A 24,786-nucleotide genomic window follows, 5' to 3' on the forward strand; every position below is an offset into this window, starting at 1 on the left:
CACTCCTCAAAGGAGCTCACTCTGGGGGCCAGATCTCTATGAAAGACCTCGGCGGAGGATCAGCCACTGCTTCAGTTAAATCACTCGAGAAAAAAGGCTACGTCATCATCAAGCATGAATCCGTCCGCCGTGACCCAGATGCCGATCAAGAATTCCTAGAAACCAAACCACTCAAACTTAACGACGAACAAGAGATCGCCCTAGCAGAAGTCCTCAGAGAACCAGAAGGAGACGAACCTAAAAAGCCCATCCTACTCCACGGAGTCACTGGCTCAGGCAAGACTGAAGTCTAGCTCCAAGCCGTGCAAAAACACCTCGACCAAGGCAAAACCGCGCTCATCCTCATCCCAGAAATTTCCCTCACCCCGCAAACCGTCCAACGCTTCAAATCCCGCTTCGCCTCACTCCAGGACCAAGTCGCCGTCCTTCACTCCCACCTTTCCCAAGGCGAGAGATTTGATGAATGGCACCGCATCCGCAAGGGCAAGGCCCGCATCGTAATCGGTGCTCGCTCCGCAATCTTCGCCCCGCTGAAAGATCTAGGAATCATCATCGTGGATGAGGAACATGAGAACACCTACAAGCAAGAAACCTCCCCCAGATAACACGGCAGAGACATCGCAGTGCTGCGAGCGCACATCGAGAAATGCACCGTCCTCTTGGGCTCCGCCACCCCCTCACTAGAATCATTTCATAACACCCAGACCGGCAAATACCAGCTCATCCACCTCACCAACAGAGTCGATGACCAAACCATGCCCATCATCCGCGTCATGGATATGAAGCTCGAAGCCCAGAAGCAAAAAGGCCGCGATGCCATCCTCTCCGACAAACTCCGCGTCTCCATGGAAGCCAAGCTCAAGAATGGCGAGCAAGTAATCCTCTTCCTCAACCGCCGTGGCTTCGCCCGTTCGCTCCAGTGCCCACCCTGCGGGCACGTCTGCGAGTGTCAGCACTGCGCCATCCCCCTCACTTACCACAAAGGAGACGAGCGCCTAGTCTGCCACATGTGCGGCTACCAGACCATCACCCCCAGAAAATGCCCATAATGCGGAGACAAAGCGATCCGCATGCAAGGCTTCGGCACCGAAAAAGTAGAAGACGTCATCCAGCGAGTCTTCCCCAAGTCCTGCATCGCCCGAATCGATGCCGACACCATGCGCCGCAAAAACGCCCTACGCGACACTCTCGCGAAATTCAAAGCCAATAAATTAGACATCATCATCGGCACCCAGATGATCGCCAAAGGACTCCACTTCCCCAACGTTACCCTAGTAGGCATCCTTAACGCAGACCTCGGCCTCCACGTCCCGGACTTCCGCGCCGGCGAGCGCACCTTCCAGCTCATCAGCCAGGTAGCGGGCAGAGCCGGCAGAGGAGAGCTAAAAGGTGAAGTCATCATCCAGACCTACACCCCCCCACTCCCCCTCCATCCAGTTCGCCCGCCACCACGACTACGAAGGCTACGCCGAGCAGGAACTCCAGTTCAGAAATCAATTCTGCTTCCCCCCCCTTCTCCCACGTCGCACTTCTAGGCACCCGCTCCACCCACGAACGCCGCACCGAGTTCACCCTAAAAAACCTCCACAAGCGCCTCAAAAAAACCTCCCCACCCACATCGAGCTAGGCGAGCCACTCCCCAGCCTCCTAACAAAAGCCCACGGCCAGTTCCGCTACCAGCTCATGCTAAAATCCACCTCCGCCCGTGCCCTCTCAAAATACTGCTAGGAATTTGCTTTTTGGGCGAGGTGTTCGGAGAGGCTTTCATGGGGTGATAAGGGGGGTGTTCAAAAGCCATTTCCTTTTGGGCAGCATCATCCTCTGAAAGCCATTTCAGGTAGCTTAAGTATTGATCTCTGCCCTTAGGCGTGTCGGCTAGACCTCCTGCCGCCTCCAGGCCTCCCGAGCAGTCCAGGGAATCGGGTCGCTTTCGTTTGTTGAACAGATACCAGAAGCTCGACCATCGGTAGTCTTTCAGTTGATCGACGCTCACCATGCTCGCCCGCACAGGGTTTAAATGCACGTAGTGGAGCAATGCACCCAGATGGCTGTCTTCTTCGACGATTAAGCTCTTATAGCGTCCTTGACGAAGCGCATGGCGCGTAGATGGCGCAGACCGCCTTGCGGGTGAGTCAAGCGGTTGCCCACTGGGCGGCTTGACGAACAAATAACTTTCCATGCACCTTCCTATACTGGTGGTGGCGATTCGCGAAAGTCGATTGCAACCAGTTTATTCCGTAGATCAAATTCCCCTTCGGCGTGCGCACCACCAAGTGAAAGTGATTAGTCATTACGCAAAAGCCTTCAAGCACCCATTCGCATTTCTCGCAGACCTCGAATAAGCATTTCTCAAAAGCCGCGTGCACCCCCTCGTTGATAAATAAATCCTGCCGGTAATTCCCGCGGTTGGTGATGCGGTAAACCCCGTTCTCTTTTTCAATTCGCAGGCTGCGTGGCATGGTTTAGTAGGAAGGGGATAGCTGCGAAATTGGTAACCACAAAGGTAATGACATGCCCCCTTTTTGGTTCATGACCACAGTCGGTTCGTGCTGACCGACTCTTCAATGTTTCAAGCTTTGTTCGGTGCTGTATGTAGGATCTTTATAATGTGCGTTTGACCCCTTTTATTACCCGACATCATAATGAAAATTACGCCAATCGGTTTAATTGAATGCAAGTGCGACAGCTGCGCGTAAAAAAAGCAATAAAGGTCAGTACTGGCACGCTTATTGCTATATATTTTTTGCTTAGCGAAAGCTAGCAGCCACTCAACTTAATCAATTAACCAAAGAAAAAAAATGGGAAGCACAGGAAGCGTAAGCGCGGACGACGAAACACTACTCGTCGCAATGATTCAATATCCAGTTCCAGTCATCAAAGGACCTGAAGACATACAAACCCAAGTCGATCAAATCTGCAAGGCGGTTGCATCGACTAAAGCAGGCTACCCTGACCTTGACCTTGTAGTCATGCCGGAGTACTCAACCCAGGGGCTCAACACCGCAATTTGGACCTATGACGAGATGTTGCTGACCATCGAAAGTCCTGAAATTGGTCGCTTCAAACAGGCGTGCATAGATAGTGATGTCTGGGGTGTATTTTCTTTAATGGAGAAAAACGAAGACCCCGCTTTGCCACCTTACAACACTGCTATTATCATTAATAGTGATGGTGAAATTGCATTGCACTACAGAAAGCTTCAGCCGTGGGTTCCAATTGAACCTTGGTCCCCGGGGAATTACGGCATGCCGGTATGCGATGGTCCCAAGGGCGCCAAGCTGGCAGTTTGCATTTGCCATGATGGCATGTTCCCCGAACTCGCGAGAGAAGCCGCCTATAAGGGCGCAAATGTTTACATCCGTATCTCTGGCTACAGTACGCAAGTCAATGACCAGTGGATTTGGACCAATCAATCCAATGCATGGCAAAACTTGATGTACACCATCTCGGTCAATTTGGCGGGCTATGATGGTGTCTTTTACTACTTCGGTGAAGGTACGGTGTGCAATTATGATGGCAATGTTATCCAACAAGGACAACGCAACCCGTGGGAAATTGTTACTGCTGAACTGTTCCCTAAGTTGGTCGACAAAGCGCGAGAGAACTGGGCACTCGAAAACAACATATTTAATCTAGGCTGCCGAGCTTACGTCGGCAAACCTGGTGGGGAAAAAGAAAATTACCTAACTTGGGTCAAAGATCTCTCGGAGGGGAATTATAAGTTGCCTTGGGATGATAAGATCAAGATACGGGATGGCTGGAAATACTATCCAGACGGTGTAAAGCTTGGACCATTACCAAAATAAATGTCTCCAGAAAGCTAGCGTAGCTGCACATTTCTTAATACTTCGCAGTCAAAAGGCTTTAGGAATTTTCCCTAAAGCCTTTTTTGTTAACACAGCAAGATAATCGCCAATTAGTCGGCATCGCAGCCTAAGTGCAGTGAGCAGTCCTGAGAAAAAGTGGACATGAGATTCTCTTAAATAGAGGATCAAAATATGACACGACGACGTTACACTGCGGAATTCAAAAAAGAGGCCGCTCGAATGATAATAATCGATGGCACTCCCGTTTTGGAAGTGGGAAATAAATAAGGGATCAAACGTTTAAAATAAACATCCAACCATTTTTCCGTTTAGGTGTTTTAAAATAGGAAATGCTCCTTTGGGTCGTTGCTCGGCTAATAATATGATAACGGACCTGGGGATTAGAAGGTGTTGCTCGCGTGACTCAGCATCGCGCCAGGGCCAGGACTAGGTGGCTATATTTATTTTAAATGTTTGGCCCATTTTTACTGCGCTTACGTAAGCTAAATCTGTATATTTTGCGTTTGACCCTTTTAGGGCTCCACGACTGCAGCCAATGAACTGCATATTAGTTAAATCCGATTTCTTGGTTGCATCTGAGGTCTCTGCTGTAAGGTAAATTCGATGAATAAAACGGTAATTGACTATGATCTGACTGATCGCGAACTCGCGGGCCGTATTTGGTCACGCCTACGCCCATGCAGGAGCCGTATAATCTGGTCTTTGGCACTGCTGGTGCTGGCTGTTCCGTTTATGAATTTCCATCCGCTGGTCTGGGGTATTGTCGCGGATCATCTCGTAGATCAAACGCTCACGGCGAACGTGCTAGCCATGTGGCTGGCAGTGATGGCGGCGACGTATTTAATCGGGCTAGTCGTTAGCGGCTTTCAAAGCTATCTGCTCGAAAAAACAGGTCAGGCGTTCGTGCGGGATATTAGGGCGGAGCTCTTTGCCAAGTTTGAATCGCAGTCGCTGGCCTACCACAGCGACCGCAGCACTGGCGAGCTCGTCACACGGATCACCAGCGACGTAGATGCGATGGAGCAGTCTGTGTTGCAAGGGCTGACCTCTCTGCTGGAGGAGGTTGTAACTTTTATAGTGGTCGCGGCGATGGTCTTGTGGATCAGTCCAGTGGTGGGTGTGGCCTCGATCCTGCCGCTGGCTTTTGCGTTTATTTTTATCCGGAAATACAATCGGAAGGTAAAAGCGATCTACGCTGGAGTGCGGCGAAAGCTCGGCGATATCGGTTCGTTCGTCCAAGATCGACTCGCTGGTGTGTTGGTAACGCAGTCGTTTGGGCGAGAGGCAGATGAGAGAGCGGTTTTCCAAGATGACGCTGATGGTTTCTACGAATCGAGCGTGCAGGCCAGCCGGCTGCGGAATACTTTCTTCCCGATCGTCGCGGCCTTCGGATTTATCAACAATCTTATTATGCTCGGCCTCGGCGCTTGGCTCATTATGACGGGCAGTGGTTTATTTACTCTGGGAGCATTGATTGCTTATCGCGGATTTTGGTGGCGCTTACAGAGTCCCATTCGGACGATCGCCCAGACCAGCGACATTCTGCAACGCGCGCGAGCGGCCGCCACGCGCATCATGGAGCTGCTGGATGAACCTATCTCAGTCACTGATCGTCCGGACGCGACGCCTATCGTCAATGCGGAGGGGGCAATTCGTTTTAACGATGTCGAATTTGGATATGTTCCGAATAAACCGGTGCTCAACGGAGTGAGCTTTTCGATTTATCCGGGCGAGTTTGTGGCGATTGCTGGTGGGAGTGGTTCGGGGAAGAGTACGCTTTTGAATCTAATTCCCCGATTCTACGATGTCGCAATGGGGGCGATTTCAATCGATGGATCCGATCTTCGGGATTTAACGCTGACATCCTTGCGCAAGCTCACTGGTTATGTCGGGCAGGATAACTACATGTTTGATCATACGGTTCGTGCCAACCTTCGTTACGGACGCCCCGAGGCGACCGAGGCCGAGATTTTTGCGGCTGCGAGATCGGCGAATGCACATGATTTCATCCTCGCATTACCGCAAGGCTACGAGACCCGGGTGGGGCAGAATGGCGTTAAGTTGTCGGGTGGGCAACGTCAGCGACTCAGCTTGGCGAGAGCCTTTTTGACCGTTCCGCAAATTCTTTTACTGGACGAACCCACTGCCTCCGTTGAGCCCGAGAGCGAGTCCTTAATCCACGATGCAATTCTCGCCCGCACAAGCGAGGGCGAGGGCACCACGATTTTGGTGACTCACCGGATTGATCTCCTGCGCCAAGCCCCACGCATTCTCTTTTTGGAAAATGGCAAACTGGCCGCCGATGGTGTGCATGCGAACCTAGTCGATCAATGCCCCGCCTACGCGGAGGCCTATAATCGCTGGGCAATCGAAGAGTCGGCCTACGCTTAAAATCATAAAATGGGGGCCGGCCGTTATGTTTGCAAAAGACCGGACGAAATAAGGGGCGACGAAATAAGGGGTCAAAGGACTAAATGAGGGATCAAACGTTTAAAATAAACATCCAACCATTTTTCCGTTTAGGTGTTATAAAATAGGAAATGCTCCTTTGGGTCGTTGCTCGGCTAATAATATGATAACGGACCTGGGGATTAGAAGGTGTTGCTTGCGTGACTCAGCATCGCCCCTGAGCAAGGACAAGGTGGCTATATTTAATTTAAACGTTTGTTTCCTTATTTGCTGCGCTTACGTAAGCTAAATCTTTATATTTTGCGTTTGACCCCTTTAGGGGTCCCTGAAGCAGGAGCCAGCACTTCGACGATTGGGGGAGACCCTCCTCGCAAGAATGATGAATGGCGGGACGTGACCCCTGTAGGCTTTAGGATGAGAAGGCAGTTAAGAGAGAACGTTTACCCTGCCTGTCCGCCGTAGCCTTGGCGAAGGTGGAACCAGCGGGAGGGAAACGTTGCATTATGATATCTGCGTAAATCTGCGTGATCTGCGGTTAAAAAACTACCGATCCAAATATCGCACCGTTTTGGGATCATCGGTCTGAATGTTTTCGACATTTCTCAGCAAAAACAGATTCTCTTTGGAACCGGACGGTTTGAACTGATTTGATGAGAGCGTGCAGTTTTGAGCATCAAAGAGATAAATGGACCGCTCGAAAACATTGTTCTCGATGACAATATTTTTAATCAGTTTTGCCGACGCATCTTCTTCAGACCGATGCGGAGGAACAGCCGCCGCATCGTCGCCGCGCCATACCGAGAAAACCATCGGTATTCCGGAACCACCGAAACGATTGCCCCGAATCACCATATCGTGAACCGCCGGGTTTTCATACCGGTTGGCCTTGGGAACACAATGTCCCTGAACGTCGTTATTCTCAAAAAGAAGGTGCGGCGCACGGAGCTTAACACAGTTCAGCCTGTTGTTTCTAACGATTGAATGTGCATTCACATACTCGCTGATCCATAGACGGTTTTTAGCCCCATCGGCAGGCAGTGCTTTTTCAAAATCATCCGTTACGATGGATACGGAATCCACCTCCAAACCCGTTAGAGGTTTCCGCAGTTTGACGATTACATTCCAATACCCAACCCCTTTCCCCGGCAAAACTTCATCGATGACTGCCGGCCCGAGCGCCTGTCCGCTTTTCACATTCCAGCCCTGAATGGTGAAGCCGGGTTTGATTTCCGGAAACCCTTCCAGATTGGGAGTGCGGATCTGATAGGTCGTATCATCATACTTTTTTTCAGCCGTCAGCCCGATGGCCGACATATTCAGCGAATCATCCAGCAACCCCGCCATATCGCAGTCCTCAACAATAATCCGGCCCCGGTTGGTTTTCAGATGCAATCCGTCGCGCCCGGAACTAACCAAATCGTCCGTTCCCTCTTTCGGCATGATATCCACGTTTTTAAAATGAAGAGGTCCCACATTATAAATCGCCTGAAAAGAAAAATGGGGAGCGCTGTACTGCCTGATATTTTTAATCAAAATATTTCCGCTGTTAAAAATCTGACTGTGGGCGCCGCTTTGACACTGACCGACTCCATCGACTACCCCCAATGCGGGAAGAACGACCAGCGTTCCGGGTTTGAGTTTCTTCAGATACCCTTTCGATCCTCCTGTAACGAAAACCCTGCACTGCTTTTTTTCCGTATGCACGGGATCAATCTCTTTAATGGAAGCCCTCCATAATCTGAATGTCAAAAAAACCGGCATCTTCATTCACGCCGCAAACATGCCCCTGCGTAAACGGCGCGGGATCATACCCCAGCGAAAAATCGCCCACGGTAATCTCCTGACAGGTTTTGATATGGAGCAGCCGCAGCGGGAAGCGCATTGAAAAGTGACATCCATTCCCGTCGATGTATTTATCCCGTACATTCCTGAAGTTAAACAAAAACGCCTTGTCACCATCCTGCACATTCGGCAGCGACGTCACCCGGTAGTTTCCATTGCTTTCAAAGGTTAAACGGGCCGGGCCGGGCCATGAAACAAAAGCCTCGAACGCCTTTGCCACAGCAGGGCCGTCGTTGGCCATGCCATCACCAACTGCGCCGAACTCCGAGACCCTGAATTCTTTTACGGAACCGGACTCGGCGACACTATGCGAACATGAACACAACACGGTCATTCCTGTAAAAACGATAACCTTAAAAAATTGTACCAACTGGTTTACTGATTTCATTTAACTGCCAATATTATTGTTCCGGGTATTGTGGATAAGTTTCTCACTTTCTCTTCATGCTCTCGTGTTTCGTTGTAAATCATTCTTATTTATTTTGCTCCTAAGTTGTATATGAAATAAATTGAGTGACTGCTAGGAATTTGCTTTTTGGGTGAGGTGGTCGAGAGCATCATGCGAGGAGAAGAAAGGGGGTTGATAGGATAATCGAAATAATAACCAGCCAAGAGGCTTTAAATAAAGGTGAGTTATTCGTTTTTCTTCTGCTCAAATTTATATCGCAAAACATGCGTTTGATCCTTAATATATTTGTGTGAACTTGATGTTGTGTTCAGGTATTTTTTAACCCCTAGATAAGTTATCGTCCTATTTTCAATTGCTCTTCAAAAAGCTTTTCGAAATAGTGGGTCAATTCAGGAATGGCAGCAGCAAGGTTTGTGGATTCACCCGCATCTTTAACAATGTTGTAGAGCTCCATTGGGGCTTTTGGACCATAACGCACGGCTTTCCAGTCACCTTTACGGGCGGCCTGATAAGGGCTAGTACCAGTATTAGCCCGCGTCTTGGTTGCAAATTCCCAGTACATTACACGCTTGGGCAATTTCACCCCTTGCGCTTTCAATAGTGGCAGTACTGAGACACCGTTGGTCAAAACCCCTGGCATGGTATCAAGCCCTACCCCACTGAGCTGGGCAAAGGTTGGCAACATATCCCAAAATGCTATGGGTGTGCTATCAATGCGTCCGGCTTTGATGACTTTGGGCCAACTTGCGATCATCGGCACGTGAATGCCGCCATCAAGCAGATCTCGCTTGGTGCCACGGTAAGGTTTTGCTGCCTCGAAGTAGGCAGGATCAGCTCCACCCTCTTCGTGAGGACCGTTATCTGAGGTAAAGATAACCAGGGTATTTTCCTCTAGGCCGGCACTCTTCAATGCTGTCAGAACTTGGCCAACATAATCATCCATGGCCGTGATCATAGCCGCTGTCGTGGCATTAGGTTGTGCTACTTGCTCAGGGTAAAAAGGTTCATAAACCGTATCAGCCTTGCCATCTGCCATGCCAATATAAGGGGTTTCTTCAAACCTCCCGCGGTATTGCTCAAAATATTTCTTCGGTACTGCCAGTTCAGCATGAGGCGTTGAAAATGAGAGAAAGACGAAAAAGGGTTTATCATGTTTTTTTCCAATATAAGAGACAGCCTCTTGGGCGAATAATTCCTCAGAATAAGCGCCTTTGTTACCCTTGGCATTGGCCTCGACCTTTTCCTTCACATTGTTACGAATATAAATATTCTGGGTAACGCCGATGGGCGTCGATGTTATGCATAAAGCCATACCAATAGTCAAAGCCCATGGTAAGTGGGTCATTGACACCAACTTTTGAACCAACGCCATATTTACCAAATAACGCCGTCTTATAACCTCCTTGTTGAAGCACTTGCGCCAAAGTCACATCACTATTGCGAATACTGATGGCGTTATTGTTGGCGTAAAGTAGGCGACTGTCGCGCCCTGTCAGCAGAGAAATTCTCGACGGCGAGCAAACTGTGCTACCAGAATAAGCTTGGCTAAAATTAATGCCTTTGGCTGCCAATTCGTCCAGGTTTGGGGTTTTTATTATGGTGTGACCCGTTGCACCGAGCTGACCATAACCCAGATCGTCGGCCAAGATGAACACAATATTCGGTGGTGAGGTCTCCGCCGCCTCTGCTGTTGAAGCAATCAGTGATAGCAGACTTAGCGACAGTACCGACCCTTTGATTAGTTTGTTTATTAACATCATTATTCTCTTTTCTCTTTATTTACTTAATATTTAACAGGAGACAGACCACGTTTTTATTACCACCGAACTGGCTTCATCATAAAACGTAGTCTGTCACCTATTACTATTCTTCTATTACTATTATGACGGGTTACGCCTCTGGCTAACCCATCCGTTGATGTGCACCGGGCAGCGTAAACGGCTTACCATTGTGCTGGTTTCCTCTCATTTTACTGCTAGGAATTTGCTTTTTGAGTGAGGTGGTCGGAGGGGCTGTCATGGGGTGATAAGGGGGTTGCGGGGGAAAAGAGGGGGGAGTGAATTAGGAATTCTAAATTTAGAATTTGTGAATTACCGCTCACTGGAAGAGTCAATGGTGGAGTTGTGTCTGTTTTGGTGAGTATCGCTTGGATTCACGTTCAATGCGAATTTAGTCCCCTTACCCGCCGTGCCAAGGAGATTCTTCGCAGCGGGTGTTTTTGAAATATTGTCAATGGAGTTTATGTGAGATCGAGAACCAGGGTGCGGCCATCGCCGAGAGGTATTTCGGTTGGTTGCCAAGCGAGGCTTTGGTCATACTGCCTGGAATCATCCCCTGCTGGTTTCCTTTCCTGGTTGAACCAGTTTAAGTCTGGTTCGTCGTCGGGTATCCATTCTTTGATGGCTTGCCAGGGTGGCTCGACGGGCTCCATGGTGTCGATATCGAAGGGCGGCGGCGGCGGGCGGGGAAGCTGAATGATACCCTCCCATAAACCGTAGAAACGTTTCATCGAATAGAATAGAGCAACTGGCTAGCATAGAAAATCTGTTTAATCTGTGGTTGAAACTCGCTCCATCGTCCGAGCCTTTTCGGAGATTTCGTTTTTTTTCGCGGTAAATGTTTCATCCTACTCACGTGCTCATTACCGCCCAAATGTGAGCTATTATAGACTTCTCTTATAAATTCAGATGACAAACGTCTCATTTTAGAGCACTAAAAGCCCATGCGCACCGCTGTCTACGCAGGATCGTTTGATCCACCTACCAATGGCCACCTCTGGATGATCGAGCAAGGACTCAAACTCTTTGACCGTCTCCATGTCGCGATCGGATCAAATCCTTCCAAGTCATACACCTTCGATGTCGACACCCGCATTGCTATGCTTCAGCAATCATTGCCGAGCTGTGAACGCCTCACTATCTCACATTTCGATAACCGCTACCTCGTTGATTACGCGGAAGAAGTAGGTGCCCACTACATCTTGCGCGGCATTCGTTCTCCTAACGACTACGAGTACGAGCGAGTCATGCGCCACATCAATGGAGACATGGCTCCAAAGGTGACAACCACTTTTCTGATGCCACCACGCGACATTGCGGAGCTTTCCTCTAGCATGATCAAAGGACTCACCGGCCCCGAAGGTTGGCAGGACACCGTATGCCGATACGTCCCCGCTCCTGTGATGGAGCAATTGCAGGCTCATTATAGCAAATAGACAAATCTGCATACATTTATCGCTATACCAGCGTAGCCCAGCTGAGACAATACGTGTCATCATGGGAATTTTTCCGTAACAATAATCACACACACAACGTAACAAACAATTCATGGATCACGAAGCACTCTCAGCTGCAGTTGAAAAAAATTTCACCTGGGTCGAACTACTCAAAAAAGAAATGGGCCGCGTCCTCGTTGGTCAATCTGACCTCGTCGACCGACTCGTCATTGGCCTACTCACGAATGGACACATCCTTCTCGAAGGTGTGCCTGGGCTCGCCAAAACTCTCGCCATCAAATCTCTAGCTGGCTGCATGAAGGCCGACTTCTCTCGCCTTCAGTTCACCCCAGACCTGCTACCAGCTGATCTTTTGGGCACTATGATTTACAGCCCAGAAAATGGTACCTTCTCAGCTAAACTTGGTCCCATTTTCGCCAACCTGATTCTAGCCGACGAGATCAACCGTGCTCCGGCAAAAGTTCAATCAGCATTGTTAGAAGCAATGCAGGAACGCCAGGTTACCATCGGCGACACCAGCCATCCGCTGCCCGACCCCTTCCTCGTGCTCGCCACGCAGAACCCGATAGATCAAGAAGGAACCTACACACTTCCTGAAGCCCAACTCGACCGCTTCATCTTCAAAGTCACCGTCGATTACCCTTCAAAGCAAGAAGAGCTCACCATCCTTGACCGCATGGCCACCTCAGGCTCGATTGCCGAGACTAAACAAGTCGTCGATATAGCCACCGTTTCTGAGAGCCGCAAGTTGGTCAACCAGATCTACATCGATCCAGCAGTGCGTGAGTACATTGTCGAGCTCGTCCATAACACGAGAAACCCAGCCAATGTCGACCCATCACTCGTCCCTCTCATCCGTGTTGGCGCCTCACCACGAGCAACGATCAACCTCGCTCTAGCGGCCAAGCTCGCGCTTTCACCCAGGGACGCGCCTTTGTCACACCACAAGACGTGAAAGATCTCGCCCCAGACGTGCTGCGCCATCGTATTCTCCCTAGCTACGAAGCCGAAGCCGAGGAAATCAGCACTGACACGATTGTCGAGCGCATCCTACAAAAGACGATTGTCCCTTAATGCCACCACTCCGCTACATCCTTCCAGCTCTCACATGCCTCGGTCTCGTGGCATGTGGAAGCTTTGTTCCTACACGCAGCACAGCTCAGGCGGACGTCACTACTCCTAGCAGTTGGAAAGAAGCCTCCAAAGGGCAGAACAAAAAAATATCCTCGGGCTGGCTCAGTGAGTTCAATTCCCCTGAAATGACCAAATTGGTCAACGAAGCACTCAATAACAACCCCAACCTCAATGCCGCAGCAGCCCGTCTAAGAGCTGCAAAAGAAGGCACCGTGGGTGCCAAGGCTAACCTACTGCCGACAGTCGACGCTAGAACCGGTGGATCGCGCACTAGGATTGGTAATGGCGACGACGAACGCTTTTACACCGAAAGCTATAACCTCAGCCTCAACGCTTCCTGGGAGCCCGACCTATGGGGACGCCTCAGAGACCTTCGTGACGCCTCTCTTTCCGGCTACCAAGCCAGCGTCTACGACTACCGCGGAGCCCGCCTTTCTCTAGCAGCGAACACAGCCAAATCGTGGTGCAATCTCATCACCGCCGAGAATCAGTACACCCTTGCACAAAATATCCTTGGCAGTTTCAGCAAAAACAACGCGATCGTTGAGCGCAACTACAAGGCCGGCGTACCCGGCACCCGCGCCATCGCAGTTCAACTCAGCCGCAACAATGTAGCGCAAGCCGAAAGAAGCCTGCGGTCGCGCAAACAACAGCGCGATGAAGCCGCTAGAAAGCTCGAGCAGCTGTTAGGGCGTTACCCATCAGCCAATCTCAAAGCAGCCAATAAGCTCCCAAAACTCAGCAAGAACCCACCCGCCAGCATCCCTGCTAGCCTACTCGTTCGCCGACCAGATTTAGCATCAGCTCAAAGCAAAGTCTACCAATCGGCTAAAGTCGCAGACGCTGCTCAGAAGAACCTCCTCCCCTCTATCAACCTCACCGGCTCAATGCGTACTAACAACACGGATTTCGGGAATGTTGTCAATCCACACTTTATCGCCTCCAGCGTGGCGGCCTCGCTCACCCAGAGCGTCTACCGCGGCGGCGAGCTCAAAGCCAATGCCAGAGCTGCCCTAGACAATAACAACGCCAGTATCTACGATTTCAGCGAGCGCTCCATCAGAGCCTTCCGCGAGGTTGAGGACGCCCTCGCAGCAGATCGCTCGCTCGCTCAACAGGAAAAGTACCTACGAGTAGAAGTCCGCCAAGCCCAGCTCGCTGTCAAATCTGCCGAAATGGACTATTCTGAAGGACTCGACAACTCAGGAATCTTAGAAATTCTCGAATCCCAACGGCGTGCTAACAACTCACGCGCCCAACTTATTGCCTTGAAAAACCGACGATTACAAAACCGTATCGATCTGCATCTCGCGCTCGGTGGCGACTTCTCAACGCCAGCCCCGAAGTCGTAAGGGTTTTTGCTTCCCATCTAGCCTAACGCTGCCAGTCTCCCCGCATCGCATTATGTTCACTCCAAAATGGAAAAAAGAGGCCAAGCACCTCTATAAAGGCGCCAAGAAGTTCATCAACTACAAGCGCGACCTATTAGTTCAAGATCGCATCGATGAAATCGAATCACGTCGCGTCGACCTCCAAAAAGCTTGTAAATCCAGTAACAAAGAAGAAGCCTCAGAAGCGGGCAAGCAACTCCAAGCCTGCTGTGAACAAGCACTTTCACGCTACAAAGCTCCGGACGCGGTTGCCGAAAATGTCGAAGTTCTCTTCGTCGCCATCGTCGTAGCTCTAGGGCTCCGAGCCTACTACCTCCAGCCTTTCCGCATCCCAACTGGCTCCATGCGCCCCACGCTCAACGGCATCATCGGTCACGTAGAATCCAAAGACAAGTGGCCAGCCCTGCCTGTGCGCCTCATGCAGGAAGCCTCCCACGGCCGCAGCTACCTTTCCATTGTCAACGATACAGAAGGCGACCGTATTGTCAGCATCGAACAAAAGCAACAATTCCACTTTTTCACACGCACCGTCATCACCTTCGCCAGTGGACGCAGCCAGAACGTTTCAGGCTCCACCACCGCATTTCTTGAAGTACTCAACAAAGAAGGCCTCCAAAAGATAGTAGGAGGACAACTAAGTCCGAACCCAGCACAGATGCTCCAACAGCTTCAGCCCATCAAACTACCAGCTGGTTTTGTCGTTGCTGAAGGTTACATTGAAACTGGCGACCTCGTCCTTGTCGATAAATTTTCCTACCACTTCCGCGCACCTGATGCTGGTGAAGTTTTCGTTTTCGACACCCGTGAGATCAAACAAATCCAAGCCGGTGAAAACCCTGGCTCGCACTATATCAAACGCCTGATTGCCACACCTGGCCAAAAAATTGAACTCAAGGAAGGCACCGCTCGCACTCTTAGCTACCAAAAACCAAACGGCCAAATTGGCGTAATGCAAGTCAACGACCAAGCACTCGTCTATATCGATGGAGAAAAATTGCAGGCTCCCGGCGTGTTGCGCGTAGAAGCAGCAGCCAATGGTTACGGCGGCTACCAAGCCACTGCTCGCCTTGCACCTGGCCGGTATGTCAAACTAGCCGACAAGCCATCAACTGGAAAATCTGAATACTGGGCTCAGGGCGATAACTCCTACAACTCTTCCGACTCAAGAATGTGGGGCACGGTCAAAGAATTTAACCTCGTAGGCCCAGCCATGATTGCGCTCTGGCCGTTTGGTTCAGGCCATTGGGGATTCATTGATTAATCCACTTCTTCTAAAGTACGCAAGCCCCGCCTATTTTTAGAAATTTCTCATGTCCGAAGCCGCGACCATCACCCAAAAAGCAAAGTCGAACCTAGCTTTCGCATTCCTCTGTCTACCCAAAGACAGACGCGATGACATGGTAACATTCTACGCATTTTGCCGAGTTATCGATGACCTTGCTGACGACCCAGATATCCCAATGGTCGAAAAACGCGCTGGGCTCGACTCCTGGATCCAATGCTTCAAACAAGGTGGCAAAGCTGAAACGCCACTACAGAGCGAGACCCTCCAACTGCAAGATCACTACCAGATCGACAACCAGCTTTTCCTCGACCTGATAGAAGGCTGCGAGTCCGACCTCCACCCACACCGTCGCTTTAACAACTGGGATGAACTTAAAGACTACACCTACAAAGTCGCCAGCTGTGTAGGACTCATCTCGATCGAGATCTTCGGTTGCACCAACCAACAATCAAAGAAGTACGCCATCGCACTCGGCCACGCCCTACAGATCACTAACATCCTCCGTGATGTGGGTGAAGACCTGGATGACAACGTCCGAATCTATCTCCCCATCGGTGACATGACGCGCTTCCAATACACCGAGCGCGACCTCATCGACAAAGTCCACGACCACCGCTTCGTAGCGATGATGAACTACCTCGCCGACCGCGCCGAAACTTACTACCAAGAAGCAGTAGATAATCTCCCGGAGTGCGACAAGCGAGCCCTCCGCGCCGCCGAAGGCATGCGCAAAATCTACCACGGCATCCTCAAAAAAATGCGTGAAGACAACTTTAAAGTCTTCCACCAACGCTACTCCCTCTCAAAACCCAAAAAACTCCTCCACCTGGTCAGCTCCCAGCTAGGGCTTTAGGAGCTGCGCTCCAATTAAGAATTAATAATTCCTGTGCTTTCGCGTATTTCAAGTATTTCGCGGTAAAAAAATCGAGCTACCCTAACACCCCGATTTTATACACCACGATCTCACCACCTTTTTCTTGGGTAACTATTTTGCGCACAACTTTCGAGCCTAACAGTTGCTCGATCATTCGTACTTCTTGAGTGATCGCAGATGGGAATACTGCAAAGATTTCTTGCATTGGGTGGTGGTACTCCTCGATACAAAATCCGCCTTCACGAGTGTACTGGCACCTACAAAAGACCCCAGACTTCTCGCGTAGTTCTACCAGCCGAGTAGCCTTTTCCACCAATGATTTACCTCGGCTAACGTGGCTAGCCCATTTACTGCGCAGTTGCTCGTAGTGGTGGAATAAAATCTTCTCGGGCGCGGAATCGCCAAAGAAGCGTTTTACCCCTTCCATCACATTGAGCGAAAGGTCAACCCCTGCTTGAGGGAAGAGCGTGCTGCATTTTTCTGTTAGCACGTAGAGTTTCTCTGGTCTCCCAGCAGCTTTACGGGGCACGCGCCAAGTCTTTAAATACCCCAACACTTCTAATCTCTCACATTGTTGCTTCGCTCCCATGTAGCTAAGCTCTACGGCTTTAGAGAGCTCCGTCACTGTCATACCCTGTGATTTTTTGATAGCCTCCATAATATTAAGGACATTTGGCTTGGTCAAATCTCTGAAGGAGTCGGAAAACATTACACCAGCAATCTCTACCTATCTCACAAGAAATTCCACACAAAAAGGTGGTTAATTTAACTTAAATTTAATCACTCGGAATACATTCTCCCTTTTGACATCTTAGTAATTATAAGTATGTTGTCCGAGCACATGACCAACGAGGAATACGATCAAGCGATGCAGATGAAATCCCACGCTCCAGGCTATTGGCCTGCTGAGGCGCTGGAGCGATGGACCGACCACAAATGGCAGCTCCGCAACCGCATCAACTCGCTCGAGGCGATAGAAAAAAGGATCAACCTGACCCGCGAAGAGCGCTCAGGCATCTTGCTTTCTGGTAACAAACTCGCGATGTCGATCACTCCGCATTTCATGAATTTGGTGGATAAGGATGATCCGGATTGTCCGATTCGCCGTCAAGTGATCCCAAGGATCGAAGAAACATGGGATGATCCTACCGAGCTATCTGATCCCTGTGGCGAGGACTCGCACATGCCAGTTCCCGGTCTAGTGCACCGCTATCCAGATCGTGTCCTATTTCTTGTGACCGACCTCTGTGCGTCATACTGCAGATACTGTACTCGCTCGCGAGTGGTCTCAGGCGTGGGTGAGCAACAACTCGAGACACAATACGAAGCTATTTACGAATACCTAGAAAATACTCCAACAGTGCGTGACGTCCTACTCTCCGGTGGTGACCCCCTGCTTTTCTCCACAGCAAAGCTCGATAAGATCCTCACACGCCTCCGCCAAATTCCGCATATCCAGTTTGTCCGCATAGGCTCGCGCATCCCGATTTTCCTCCCTCAGCGCATCACTCAAGAACTCTGTGACATGCTAAAAAAGCATCACCCGCTGTTCATCTCGATACACGCCAACCATCCGAAAGAGCTCACAAGCGAAGTCCAAGAAGGCCTTATTCGCCTTGCAGAAGCAGGTATCCCGCTCGGTAATCAGTCCGTACTGCTGAAAGGAGTGAACGATGATATCCCGACTCAAAAAGCCTTAGTGCACAAACTTCTCATGTGCCGCGTAAAGCCTTACTACCTCTACCAGTGCGATCTAATCGAAGGCTCATCCCACCTCCGCACCAGCGTGAGCAAGGGGCTGGAGATCATAGAAGGACTACGCGGTCACACAACTGGCTACGCCATCCCACAGTACGTCATTGACGGTCCAAGTGGCGGAGGGAAAATCCCAGTGAACCCTAACTATGTGGTTAAACATACGGATAACCAAGTAGTGCTTCGTAATTATGAGGGTAAAGAATTCATCTATCCCGAGCCTAATAGCGCTCCGGCCTTTTTAGAGTAGTGGTAGTAGTAGCAGTCCCAAACAGTTCTATATTCCCAAAAACAGGGAAATGAAGTAGGAACCTATCACTCTCTCGCTCATTTCTTCGTCAGTGATCGTTGCAGCAGCTGATCCATCCGGGTAAACGTATCGGGCTCGAATCCAATCGCTTTCTTCAGCAAATAATCACGTTGAAGAATATTGTTAGACTTCTTGATCTGCCAATGGTCGGCAAAGGCGAGCTTGCCGCAGAGCCATGGACCAATGCCTGAAACCGGCACCGGATAGTCGCTGCCGTGGATGATACGTTGCTGCACCTCTGTGGGTAGAATATGCTTCAATGTGCGCGCCCGATTTGGACTACAAAGCGCACTATTGTCCGCGTAAAGATTCGGGTAGTGCTTAAACATTTGAATCAAATCTTCAGTCCAGTCAGGGTCAAAAAGACCACTGCGCCCAGCTGAATGGGCGGCTATCACGGTCACTCCACAATCGAGAATTTTCGCCAATTTCTTAGGGTCACCAAAACTCGCATCGTAGACCTTCACCGTCAGTTCACCGCCAGTATGCGACAACAAAACCATCCCAACCTCGGCCATCCTTCGCCAAAACGGAAGGAAGCGATCGTCCTCGTAGTCGATATTGAGACAATTTGGCAGCAACTTTAAAACTGGCGTCTTCGCCTCGATACAGCGCTCCAGTTCCTCCATCGCATCAGGCCGACCGGGATGAATCGAACACGCGGGAATTAACTCTGCTGGGTGCTTTTTTGCCAAATCTGCCACGTAGTCATTCGGCACGTAAAACTGGGCGTCATTTGGCATCGGTCTGCCGTCGTCACTGTAGGGAATATCCTGCGCCAACACCACCGCGGCATCCAGATCACTCTCGCGCACTTGCTGGGCTAGATTCTCAGCGTATTGCTTATCTAAGCCGGACTTGAGCGTGCTCAGCGGCAAGCCCAATCCTCGGATCATCATCCGCCCCAAGAACTTCTTATACAATGTAGGCAAACTAAACCAACAAGCACTGCCGGATGATCCATCGCCCACTAAATGGACGTGGCAATCAATTTTTCTCAAACGCATCGGGAGTCATTGTGGGGTTTCAAATTTAAGCCAAAAGCTCCAGTAATTGTTCAAGATGCTTGGCCGGCTTCACCTTTTCCAGAATCACCTCGATCTTCCCATCCACGCCGATCACGAATGTGCTGCGTTCTGTGCCCATGTACTTTTTGCCATACATTTGTTTCTCCACCCAGACGCCGTAGGCTTCCACGATGCGCTTCTGCTCATCACTGATCAAGGGATACGGAAGTTGTTGTTTTTCGATAAATTTCACATGGCTCTTGATCGAGTCGATACTGACGCCAAAAACCTGCGCTTTCCCATCGAGCTGAGACCAATCATCACGCATGCCACACCCCTGAGTCGTGCAGCCAGGAGTGTTGTCTTTCGGGTAAAAAACGAGAACCACCCTCTGCCCGGCAAACTCTGAAAGTCTAATTTGTGTTTCTTGCTTGTAGGCGCCACCAATCACTGGGGCTAAAAATGCTGGTGCTTGACTGCCGATTTCTGGTTTCATAGGCGTTTGTTGGTTTGCTGAAATGCGATGCTCTGTTAATACTTCCACGTCCCCTCTCTCTCAAGTCCTAACTCCGTAATTGCTCACCACAGCCAGTCTCATTCAAAGTGAATCCTGCCAACGCCATCACCACCATGCGCCTTTTGCTGATCCCCATATTCGGGGTTCTAGCTGTGATGTATGGTAGATCCATCCAAGATGGCGCACCTGTAGAGGCTCTCCGCTACCTGGCTCTGGCAGCCTTCATCATTGCAGCTGCCAGCGACGGTATCGATGGCTACGTCGCCAGAAAGCTCAACGTCACTTCAAAACTAGGCGCGGTGCTCGACGCCCTCGCAGATAAGGTTCTCATGCTCACAGGACTCGTCACACTTTCGTTTGTCTCTTGGGGGGATGCCGACTGGCTCATCCCCATGTGGTATCTGATCATGGTAGTGGCTCGCGATGTCAGCATAGGCATTGGTTGCGCCATGATTCTATCTCTCAATAAAAAGCTAGAAGTCGACCCCCACTGGAGCGGCAAGGCAACTACTATAGCCCAGCTATTTACATTGGGCTGGGTCATGCTAAAGGTCGTCCCCTGGTCGCCGCTCTACCCAACTATCATTGCAGCAGTGTTGACACTTTGGTCCTCTTGGGCTTACAGCCTCAACTGCATACGGCAGCTCAACCACATCAGCGTCAAAAAAAGACATCAAACATAACGAAGTATAAGTTCACCGCACTTTACCAAATTTGCGAAGTAACTCACTCCAACTTATCACTTCAGACTTCCAACTTCACACTCTTTCATACTTTGAAAACACCAACCATCGCCATCGTAGGCCGCCCAAACGTAGGTAAATCCGCGATCTTCAATAGACTCGCCGAACGTCGTATTGCAATCGTCCACGATGAACCCGGTGTCACACGTGACCGCATCGCTGCCCCTTGTAAAATAACCGACATCCCATGCGACATCATCGACACCGGTGGTATCGGAATGGAGCTGGACGACGGATTTCACGCTCAGGTAACGATCGAGGCTGACATTGCTATGAGCTCTGCTGACATGATTCTTTTCGTGGTAGATGCCCGTGATGGCCTCACCCCGACTGATGAGCATCTCGCACAAAAGCTACGCCGCGCAAAAGCACCCATTTTCCTTATCCTCAATAAAGCCGATCACTTCGAGCAAGAACTGATGATGGGCGATTTTGCACGTCTCGGCCTCGGAGCTGGCTTGCCACTTTCTGCCGCCCACGGCCGCGGCTTTGGCGAACTCGCTGACTTGATCGACGAAACCGCCCAGAAAGTCCTAGATGCGGCAACTGACGAAGAAGAGGAAATCGAAGAAGTGGTCACACGTGAAGGTCTCAAGGTCGCCATCGTTGGTAAACCAAATGCGGGTAAATCTTCCCTCATCAATGCCATTCTTAAAGACGAACGCACAATCGTTTCTGAAATTGCAGGAACTACCCGTGATGCGATCGACATTCCCTACACATGGGGTGAAGAAAATCACACACTTATCGACACTGCCGGCCTGCGCAAGCGTCAGCAAATGGACACCTCAGTGGAAGTTTTCTCAGCAATGCGTACCGAGAGGTCCATTCGTCGCTCAGACATCTGCCTGCTCGTAGTCGACCTCGCAGCCGGCATCTCGACGATGGACAGAAAGATCGCCAAGACGATTAAAGAAGAACGCAAGCCTTGCCTCATCGTTCTCAACAAGTGGGACCTCTTCCACCCTGGTGGATCTCGCCAAGCCCGTCTCGAAGAAGCGATAGAGCTCATCCGCACCGAACTGTTCTTCCTCTCATGGGCACCTTACGCTTGTGTCTCAGCAAAAGAAGGCCAGCACATTTCCCAGATCTTCACTCAGATCACCAAGATCCGCCAAGCTGCCAGCAAACCAATCACCACTGGCCGCCTGAACCGACTCCTAAACGACGCGATCGATATTAAGCCACCATCACAGCACAAAAAGTACAAAAAGCGGGTGAAGCTGATGTACGCGACTGCAGTGGTGAATGACAAATACACTGCAATTCCAGTCCCTCAGTTCATCCTTTTCGTCAACGACAAGAAACTAATGCACGAGCACTACGAGCAATACCTTTCTAACCGTATCCGCGAGCAACACAACATCCTCGGAGTACCCATCGTTTTCTCTATACGTTCACGCAACCAATCCAAAGGTGGCGGTACACACAGCGGCGGCGACCTCGGACGCGCAGCAGACGAGAAAGAATAACATCCACACTCCTTTTTCTAATAGCACAGCCTCACCCGCTGTGCTTTTTTGTTTATATATCATTCACTTTCAACAGACTCACTCCGATGACTCCACAAAAAGGCGATAACGACACCTCTCCCAGGTGCCGACTACTGACCAATGACTCCCAGCTGGGAACTCAAGCCCCATTCGTGTAATTAGTGAGATCTGTGGTAAAACTGCATCTACCTAGGCTTATCTGGCTGCCCCCTAGAATGCCAAGATTCCAACAAATATAAAAAAGCAAACCTCTGGCAATTGGCAATTAGAAGGAGGATTTCCTTCTATGCTTGATATCACCAGCCCCTTTCTTAGGCTCCACCAATGTTCAACCAATTACGCGTCCTCGCCCTTTCCACAGTCCTCTTAAACATCAATCTAGCTCAGGCCCAGGAGCAGAAGAAACCAGCCGGCAATTACTCCGCCGCAGTAGCCGACATCGGCATCGTGGTGAAGGACCTAGAGAAATCTGTCAAATTCTACACCGAAATTTTGGGTATGAAGGAAGTCAAAGGCTTCAACGTACCTGCTGAGAAAGCCGCCCGCTTCGGGCTCACCGACAACCAACCAGCGACCATCCGCGTCTTCGTTCTCGATCAAGCCGATGGCCCTAAGACAAAGTTCAAGCTCATGTCCTTTCCTCAAGCTCCCGGGAAAATGCAGGACCAGAAGTTCATCCACTCCACAGTCGGAGTCTCTTACGTCACCCTCTTCGTCACCGATATGGACCAGGCCATCGAAAGACTCAAGAAATCCAAGGTCAAGCTGCTCGGCGAAACCCCTTCTGATCTCGGTGGCAAAACATTCATCACCGTCTTCCAAGACCCCGACGGTAACTTCATCGAGCTCATCGGACCGATGAAATAGAACAACTTGCACTATCCGCGTCCTCCCGTAGCGCGACCGTCTCGGTCGCTTTAACCATCCAGCGCAGCCTAGCTTTCAACAAGGAGTCATGCTCTATTTACAATCAATCTTCTAGAAATGCATGCTTCACGACGCGGCATTCCCTACCCCTCTAGGAAGCATGGAACTTATAAGTTCTAAGCTTGGTCTATCAGCTTTCGTTCTAACGGCGGAGCTCCCAAAGACCACTCTTCTTGAGTCTTCCTTTCGGTATACTGCTGCCGCCTTTGCGGTCAGGGCTCAGGCTGTCACAAAGAATCAGAGAACAACTCTATTGATCCAGTATAACTGTGAAGATGGTATAAGAGCTACAACAAGGATCTGGTTCACCTCCAGACACGTTTGCAGAGTGCTATTCGGGTGAAGCTTAATAGGTCGCAGGCGAACACGAATCCAAAGTTTGGAACGGTGGATTTCAGTGGTACGAATCTGGATCACTTCTAGGTGATTTGACAATCCGCCCGTGAGTATATGGGGAAATTGATTTTTTTTGAGAAGGCGATGGGTGTTGTGGCGCTTACCTACGCTTTGAATCACGCTCATGCGCGTGAGAAGTCTGATCGAGTTTAGCAGCGGTGGCGGCAGTAGTGGCGGCAGTAGTGGCGGCAGTAGTGGCGGCAGTAGTGCACGTGGCCGCAATGCTACGTTGGGTGAGCAAGCATCGAGCAAGGGCTGGATGAAGCAGCGCAAGCGGATCGAAGCGATCTGGGAGAGGCGGGCGATGGATGAGCGGCTGGCGATAACCCCCTTCCAACCCATCTCCGATCTCTCCCACGACGTCCTCAGAGACACCACGCAAAAAGCAAATACCTAGCAATAATACCTAGCAATAATTTACCTCTAGCGATTTAACTTAGAAGGTAGTCAATGACGTCAGCCGACTGATAGGAGGACTTGTCTCTTCCTAAAAGAGTTGAAATGCTAGACATGTCTTCACCGCAAGTGATCAGAGTTGGCTCAATGTAGGAGTTGTTTGAACCGTTCTTACGAATTTGAGCCAAACCGATGTTCGCCATCAGGCTATTACAAAGGCATTTTCTGCCGACCGTGTCTTCTAGTTTACCTCCTTTTTTGACGTATTCTTTTGGGTCCTCGGCTTTGCAGCGCCAACCGAGAGTGCCATCTTCACGTTCGTAGGACTCCCGTAAAAATCCTAGGTCACACTGGCGACAACGGTCTTCGTAGATTTCGGGGTCAGAGAGCGAGCCTTTGACTGAGAGTACTTGGAAGGGGAATCCGGTGGGGGATGCGAGCGGATCCTTGAAGACTTCTAGCTCTTCGGCCTCTTTGCATTTTTCCACGATGTCTAGTTTGAGATCGCTTCTCAGGCCTGATTCATCACTGAAGGCGAACAAGGTGCCGAGCTGGATGCCTGTGGCGCCTGTTGCCTTTGCTGAGGCTAACTTTTCTGGACTTCCATATGAACCCGCTAACCAGAATGGTAGACCTAAGGATTGAATCGCGTCGAAATTCACCTCATCACGTGGCCCGTAGATAGGCTCGCCTTTTTAGTTGAGCTTAGTAGCACCACGTGGAGGAGCATTGTGGCCACCAGCGCTTGGGCCTTCGATTATGAGACCATCCACTTTCCCAGCACATTTTTTCACCATTACTGTGGCGAGAGTCACTGAGGAAACAATGGGGAAGAA

The 24,786-nt window shown here is 50.3% G+C and carries 24 protein-coding genes and 2 pseudogenes; 16 read left to right on the forward strand and 10 right to left on the reverse strand.

Annotated elements, in window-relative coordinates:
* The 4 genes and pseudogenes from BSZ32_RS00900 to BSZ32_RS00915 form a co-directional block, all read left to right on the forward strand.
* Positions 1-293, forward strand: a pseudogene (locus BSZ32_RS00900) (replication restart helicase PriA); the annotation flags it as partial.
* 9 nt (positions 294-302) lie between these two features.
* Positions 303-605 carry a DEAD/DEAH box helicase gene (locus BSZ32_RS00905; protein ID WP_105041679.1) on the forward strand — a complete coding sequence of 101 codons (303 nt, stop codon included), beginning with the start codon at positions 303-305 and terminating at the stop codon, positions 603-605.
* Between the two features lie 18 nt (positions 606-623).
* Positions 624-1,049 (forward strand): hypothetical protein, encoded by a 426-nt coding sequence (locus tag BSZ32_RS00910; RefSeq protein WP_105041680.1) that lies wholly within the window; start codon positions 624-626, stop codon positions 1,047-1,049.
* Between the two features lie 21 nt (positions 1,050-1,070).
* Positions 1,071-1,535 (forward strand): helicase-related protein, encoded by a 465-nt coding sequence (locus BSZ32_RS00915; RefSeq protein WP_105041681.1) that lies wholly within the window; start codon positions 1,071-1,073, stop codon positions 1,533-1,535.
* A 597-nt stretch (positions 1,536-2,132) separates the two neighbouring features.
* Here BSZ32_RS00915 and BSZ32_RS00925 read toward each other — a convergent pair.
* Positions 2,133-2,459 (reverse strand): transposase, encoded by a 327-nt coding sequence (locus BSZ32_RS00925; protein WP_105041683.1) that lies wholly within the window; start codon positions 2,457-2,459, stop codon positions 2,133-2,135.
* Between the two features lie 339 nt (positions 2,460-2,798).
* Here BSZ32_RS00925 and BSZ32_RS00930 point away from each other — a divergent pair, with 339 nt between their 5' ends.
* Positions 2,799-3,806: a formamidase gene (locus tag BSZ32_RS00930; RefSeq protein ID WP_105041684.1), complete on the forward strand. Its 1,008-nt coding sequence runs from the start codon at positions 2,799-2,801 to the stop codon at positions 3,804-3,806.
* A 624-nt stretch (positions 3,807-4,430) separates the two neighbouring features.
* Positions 4,431-6,218 (forward strand): ABC transporter ATP-binding protein, encoded by a 1,788-nt coding sequence (locus tag BSZ32_RS00935; protein ID WP_105041685.1) that lies wholly within the window; start codon positions 4,431-4,433, stop codon positions 6,216-6,218.
* A gap of 561 nt (positions 6,219-6,779) precedes the next feature.
* Here the strand turns inward: BSZ32_RS00935 and BSZ32_RS00940 are convergent.
* The 5 genes from BSZ32_RS00940 to BSZ32_RS00955 form a co-directional block, all read right to left on the reverse strand.
* A complete protein-coding gene (locus BSZ32_RS00940) occupies positions 6,780-7,940 on the reverse strand; it encodes a hypothetical protein (RefSeq protein ID WP_105041686.1) in 1,161 nt (386 codons plus the stop codon).
* Between the two features lie 13 nt (positions 7,941-7,953).
* Entirely contained in the window at positions 7,954-8,466 is a 513-nt protein-coding gene (locus BSZ32_RS00945) for a pectate lyase family protein (RefSeq protein ID WP_105041687.1), read from the reverse strand.
* Between the two features lie 355 nt (positions 8,467-8,821).
* Positions 8,822-9,736: a sulfatase-like hydrolase/transferase gene (locus tag BSZ32_RS19065; RefSeq protein WP_206018679.1), complete on the reverse strand. Its 915-nt coding sequence runs from the start codon at positions 9,734-9,736 to the stop codon at positions 8,822-8,824.
* Positions 9,737-9,740: 4 nt separating this feature from the next.
* Positions 9,741-10,247 (reverse strand): sulfatase-like hydrolase/transferase, encoded by a 507-nt coding sequence (locus BSZ32_RS19070; protein WP_206018680.1) that lies wholly within the window; start codon positions 10,245-10,247, stop codon positions 9,741-9,743.
* Positions 10,248-10,726: 479 nt separating this feature from the next.
* Positions 10,727-10,996 (reverse strand): hypothetical protein, encoded by a 270-nt coding sequence (locus BSZ32_RS00955; protein ID WP_105041688.1) that lies wholly within the window; start codon positions 10,994-10,996, stop codon positions 10,727-10,729.
* A gap of 213 nt (positions 10,997-11,209) precedes the next feature.
* On the opposite strand from BSZ32_RS00955, the gene coaD reads away from it, so the two are divergent.
* The 5 genes and pseudogenes from coaD (at position 11,210) to BSZ32_RS00980 (ending at position 16,385) form a co-directional block, all read left to right on the forward strand.
* The gene (gene coaD / locus BSZ32_RS00960) at positions 11,210-11,701 is read left to right on the forward strand and encodes a pantetheine-phosphate adenylyltransferase (protein ID WP_105041689.1); all 492 of its coding nucleotides are present in this window, start codon (positions 11,210-11,212) and stop codon (positions 11,699-11,701) included.
* 112 nt (positions 11,702-11,813) lie between these two features.
* Positions 11,814-12,796, forward strand: a pseudogene (locus tag BSZ32_RS00965) (AAA family ATPase).
* Positions 12,796-14,208: an efflux transporter outer membrane subunit gene (locus tag BSZ32_RS00970; protein WP_105041690.1), complete on the forward strand. Its 1,413-nt coding sequence runs from the start codon at positions 12,796-12,798 to the stop codon at positions 14,206-14,208. The pseudogene BSZ32_RS00965 and the gene BSZ32_RS00970 overlap by 1 nt, the downstream one beginning before the upstream one ends.
* A gap of 52 nt (positions 14,209-14,260) precedes the next feature.
* Complete coding sequence (lepB, locus tag BSZ32_RS00975) at positions 14,261-15,508, forward strand: signal peptidase I (RefSeq protein WP_105041691.1); 1,248 nt, start codon at positions 14,261-14,263, stop codon at positions 15,506-15,508.
* A gap of 49 nt (positions 15,509-15,557) precedes the next feature.
* Complete coding sequence (locus BSZ32_RS00980; RefSeq protein WP_105041692.1) at positions 15,558-16,385, forward strand: phytoene/squalene synthase family protein; 828 nt, start codon at positions 15,558-15,560, stop codon at positions 16,383-16,385.
* A 76-nt stretch (positions 16,386-16,461) separates the two neighbouring features.
* Here BSZ32_RS00980 and BSZ32_RS00985 read toward each other — a convergent pair whose 3' ends face one another.
* Positions 16,462-17,064, reverse strand: a complete 603-nt coding sequence (locus BSZ32_RS00985; protein ID WP_240610529.1) for a helix-turn-helix transcriptional regulator — start codon at positions 17,062-17,064, stop codon at positions 16,462-16,464.
* A 168-nt stretch (positions 17,065-17,232) separates the two neighbouring features.
* On the opposite strand from BSZ32_RS00985, the gene BSZ32_RS00990 reads away from it, so the two are divergent.
* A complete protein-coding gene (locus BSZ32_RS00990; protein ID WP_240610530.1) occupies positions 17,233-18,411 on the forward strand; it encodes a KamA family radical SAM protein in 1,179 nt (392 codons plus the stop codon).
* Between the two features lie 77 nt (positions 18,412-18,488).
* On the opposite strand, the gene BSZ32_RS00995 is transcribed toward BSZ32_RS00990, so the two are convergent.
* A complete protein-coding gene (locus BSZ32_RS00995; protein WP_105041693.1) occupies positions 18,489-19,478 on the reverse strand; it encodes an amidohydrolase family protein in 990 nt (329 codons plus the stop codon).
* A 25-nt stretch (positions 19,479-19,503) separates the two neighbouring features.
* Positions 19,504-19,974 carry a peroxiredoxin gene (locus BSZ32_RS01000; RefSeq protein WP_105041694.1) on the reverse strand — a complete coding sequence of 157 codons (471 nt, stop codon included), beginning with the start codon at positions 19,972-19,974 and terminating at the stop codon, positions 19,504-19,506.
* A gap of 107 nt (positions 19,975-20,081) precedes the next feature.
* On the opposite strand from BSZ32_RS01000, the gene BSZ32_RS01005 reads away from it, so the two are divergent.
* From BSZ32_RS01005 to BSZ32_RS01025, 4 genes are all read left to right on the forward strand, one after another.
* Positions 20,082-20,678: a CDP-alcohol phosphatidyltransferase family protein gene (locus BSZ32_RS01005; RefSeq protein WP_105041695.1), complete on the forward strand. Its 597-nt coding sequence runs from the start codon at positions 20,082-20,084 to the stop codon at positions 20,676-20,678.
* 92 nt (positions 20,679-20,770) lie between these two features.
* Positions 20,771-22,210 carry a ribosome biogenesis GTPase Der gene (gene der, locus BSZ32_RS01010; protein WP_105041696.1) on the forward strand — a complete coding sequence of 480 codons (1,440 nt, stop codon included), beginning with the start codon at positions 20,771-20,773 and terminating at the stop codon, positions 22,208-22,210.
* Between the two features lie 345 nt (positions 22,211-22,555).
* Positions 22,556-23,098 carry a VOC family protein gene (locus tag BSZ32_RS01015; protein ID WP_105041697.1) on the forward strand — a complete coding sequence of 181 codons (543 nt, stop codon included), beginning with the start codon at positions 22,556-22,558 and terminating at the stop codon, positions 23,096-23,098.
* A 580-nt stretch (positions 23,099-23,678) separates the two neighbouring features.
* Positions 23,679-23,951 carry a hypothetical protein gene (locus BSZ32_RS01025; RefSeq protein ID WP_105041699.1) on the forward strand — a complete coding sequence of 91 codons (273 nt, stop codon included), beginning with the start codon at positions 23,679-23,681 and terminating at the stop codon, positions 23,949-23,951.
* A gap of 34 nt (positions 23,952-23,985) precedes the next feature.
* Here BSZ32_RS01025 and BSZ32_RS01030 read toward each other — a convergent pair whose 3' ends face one another.
* The gene (locus BSZ32_RS01030; protein WP_105041700.1) at positions 23,986-24,612 is read right to left on the reverse strand and encodes a beta/alpha barrel domain-containing protein; all 627 of its coding nucleotides are present in this window, start codon (positions 24,610-24,612) and stop codon (positions 23,986-23,988) included.
* Positions 24,613-24,786: the final 174 nt, after the last annotated feature.

Source organism: Rubritalea profundi (genome assembly GCF_002954445.1).
Taxonomy (GTDB): Bacteria; Verrucomicrobiota; Verrucomicrobiia; order Verrucomicrobiales; family Akkermansiaceae; genus Rubritalea; species Rubritalea profundi.

Excerpts from the sequence above, each read along its gene's own strand:
- BSZ32_RS00935 (WP_105041685.1), top strand. The coding sequence starts at position 4,431 with ATGAATAAAACGGTAATTGACTATGATCTGACTGATCGCGAACTCGCG.
- BSZ32_RS00980 (WP_105041692.1), top strand. The coding sequence starts at position 15,558 with ATGTCCGAAGCCGCGACCATCACCCAAAAAGCAAAGTCGAACCTAGCT.
- BSZ32_RS00930 (WP_105041684.1), top strand. The coding sequence starts at position 2,799 with ATGGGAAGCACAGGAAGCGTAAGCGCGGACGACGAAACACTACTCGTC.
- BSZ32_RS19070 (WP_206018680.1), bottom strand. The coding sequence starts at position 10,247 with ATGATGTTAATAAACAAACTAATCAAAGGGTCGGTACTGTCGCTAAGT.
- BSZ32_RS01015 (WP_105041697.1), top strand. The coding sequence starts at position 22,556 with ATGTTCAACCAATTACGCGTCCTCGCCCTTTCCACAGTCCTCTTAAAC.
- BSZ32_RS01025 (WP_105041699.1), top strand. The coding sequence starts at position 23,679 with ATGCGCGTGAGAAGTCTGATCGAGTTTAGCAGCGGTGGCGGCAGTAGT.
- BSZ32_RS00970 (WP_105041690.1), top strand. The coding sequence starts at position 12,796 with ATGCCACCACTCCGCTACATCCTTCCAGCTCTCACATGCCTCGGTCTC.
- BSZ32_RS00995 (WP_105041693.1), bottom strand. The coding sequence starts at position 19,478 with ATGCGTTTGAGAAAAATTGATTGCCACGTCCATTTAGTGGGCGATGGA.
- BSZ32_RS00985 (WP_240610529.1), bottom strand. The coding sequence starts at position 17,064 with ATGGAGGCTATCAAAAAATCACAGGGTATGACAGTGACGGAGCTCTCT.
- BSZ32_RS00945 (WP_105041687.1), bottom strand. The coding sequence starts at position 8,466 with ATGAAATCAGTAAACCAGTTGGTACAATTTTTTAAGGTTATCGTTTTT.
- lepB (WP_105041691.1), top strand. The coding sequence starts at position 14,261 with ATGTTCACTCCAAAATGGAAAAAAGAGGCCAAGCACCTCTATAAAGGC.
- coaD (WP_105041689.1), top strand. The coding sequence starts at position 11,210 with ATGCGCACCGCTGTCTACGCAGGATCGTTTGATCCACCTACCAATGGC.
- BSZ32_RS01000 (WP_105041694.1), bottom strand. The coding sequence starts at position 19,974 with ATGAAACCAGAAATCGGCAGTCAAGCACCAGCATTTTTAGCCCCAGTG.
- BSZ32_RS00990 (WP_240610530.1), top strand. The coding sequence starts at position 17,233 with ATGTTGTCCGAGCACATGACCAACGAGGAATACGATCAAGCGATGCAG.
- BSZ32_RS00915 (WP_105041681.1), top strand. The coding sequence starts at position 1,071 with ATGCAAGGCTTCGGCACCGAAAAAGTAGAAGACGTCATCCAGCGAGTC.
- BSZ32_RS00925 (WP_105041683.1), bottom strand. The coding sequence starts at position 2,459 with ATGCCACGCAGCCTGCGAATTGAAAAAGAGAACGGGGTTTACCGCATC.
- BSZ32_RS00955 (WP_105041688.1), bottom strand. The coding sequence starts at position 10,996 with ATGAAACGTTTCTACGGTTTATGGGAGGGTATCATTCAGCTTCCCCGC.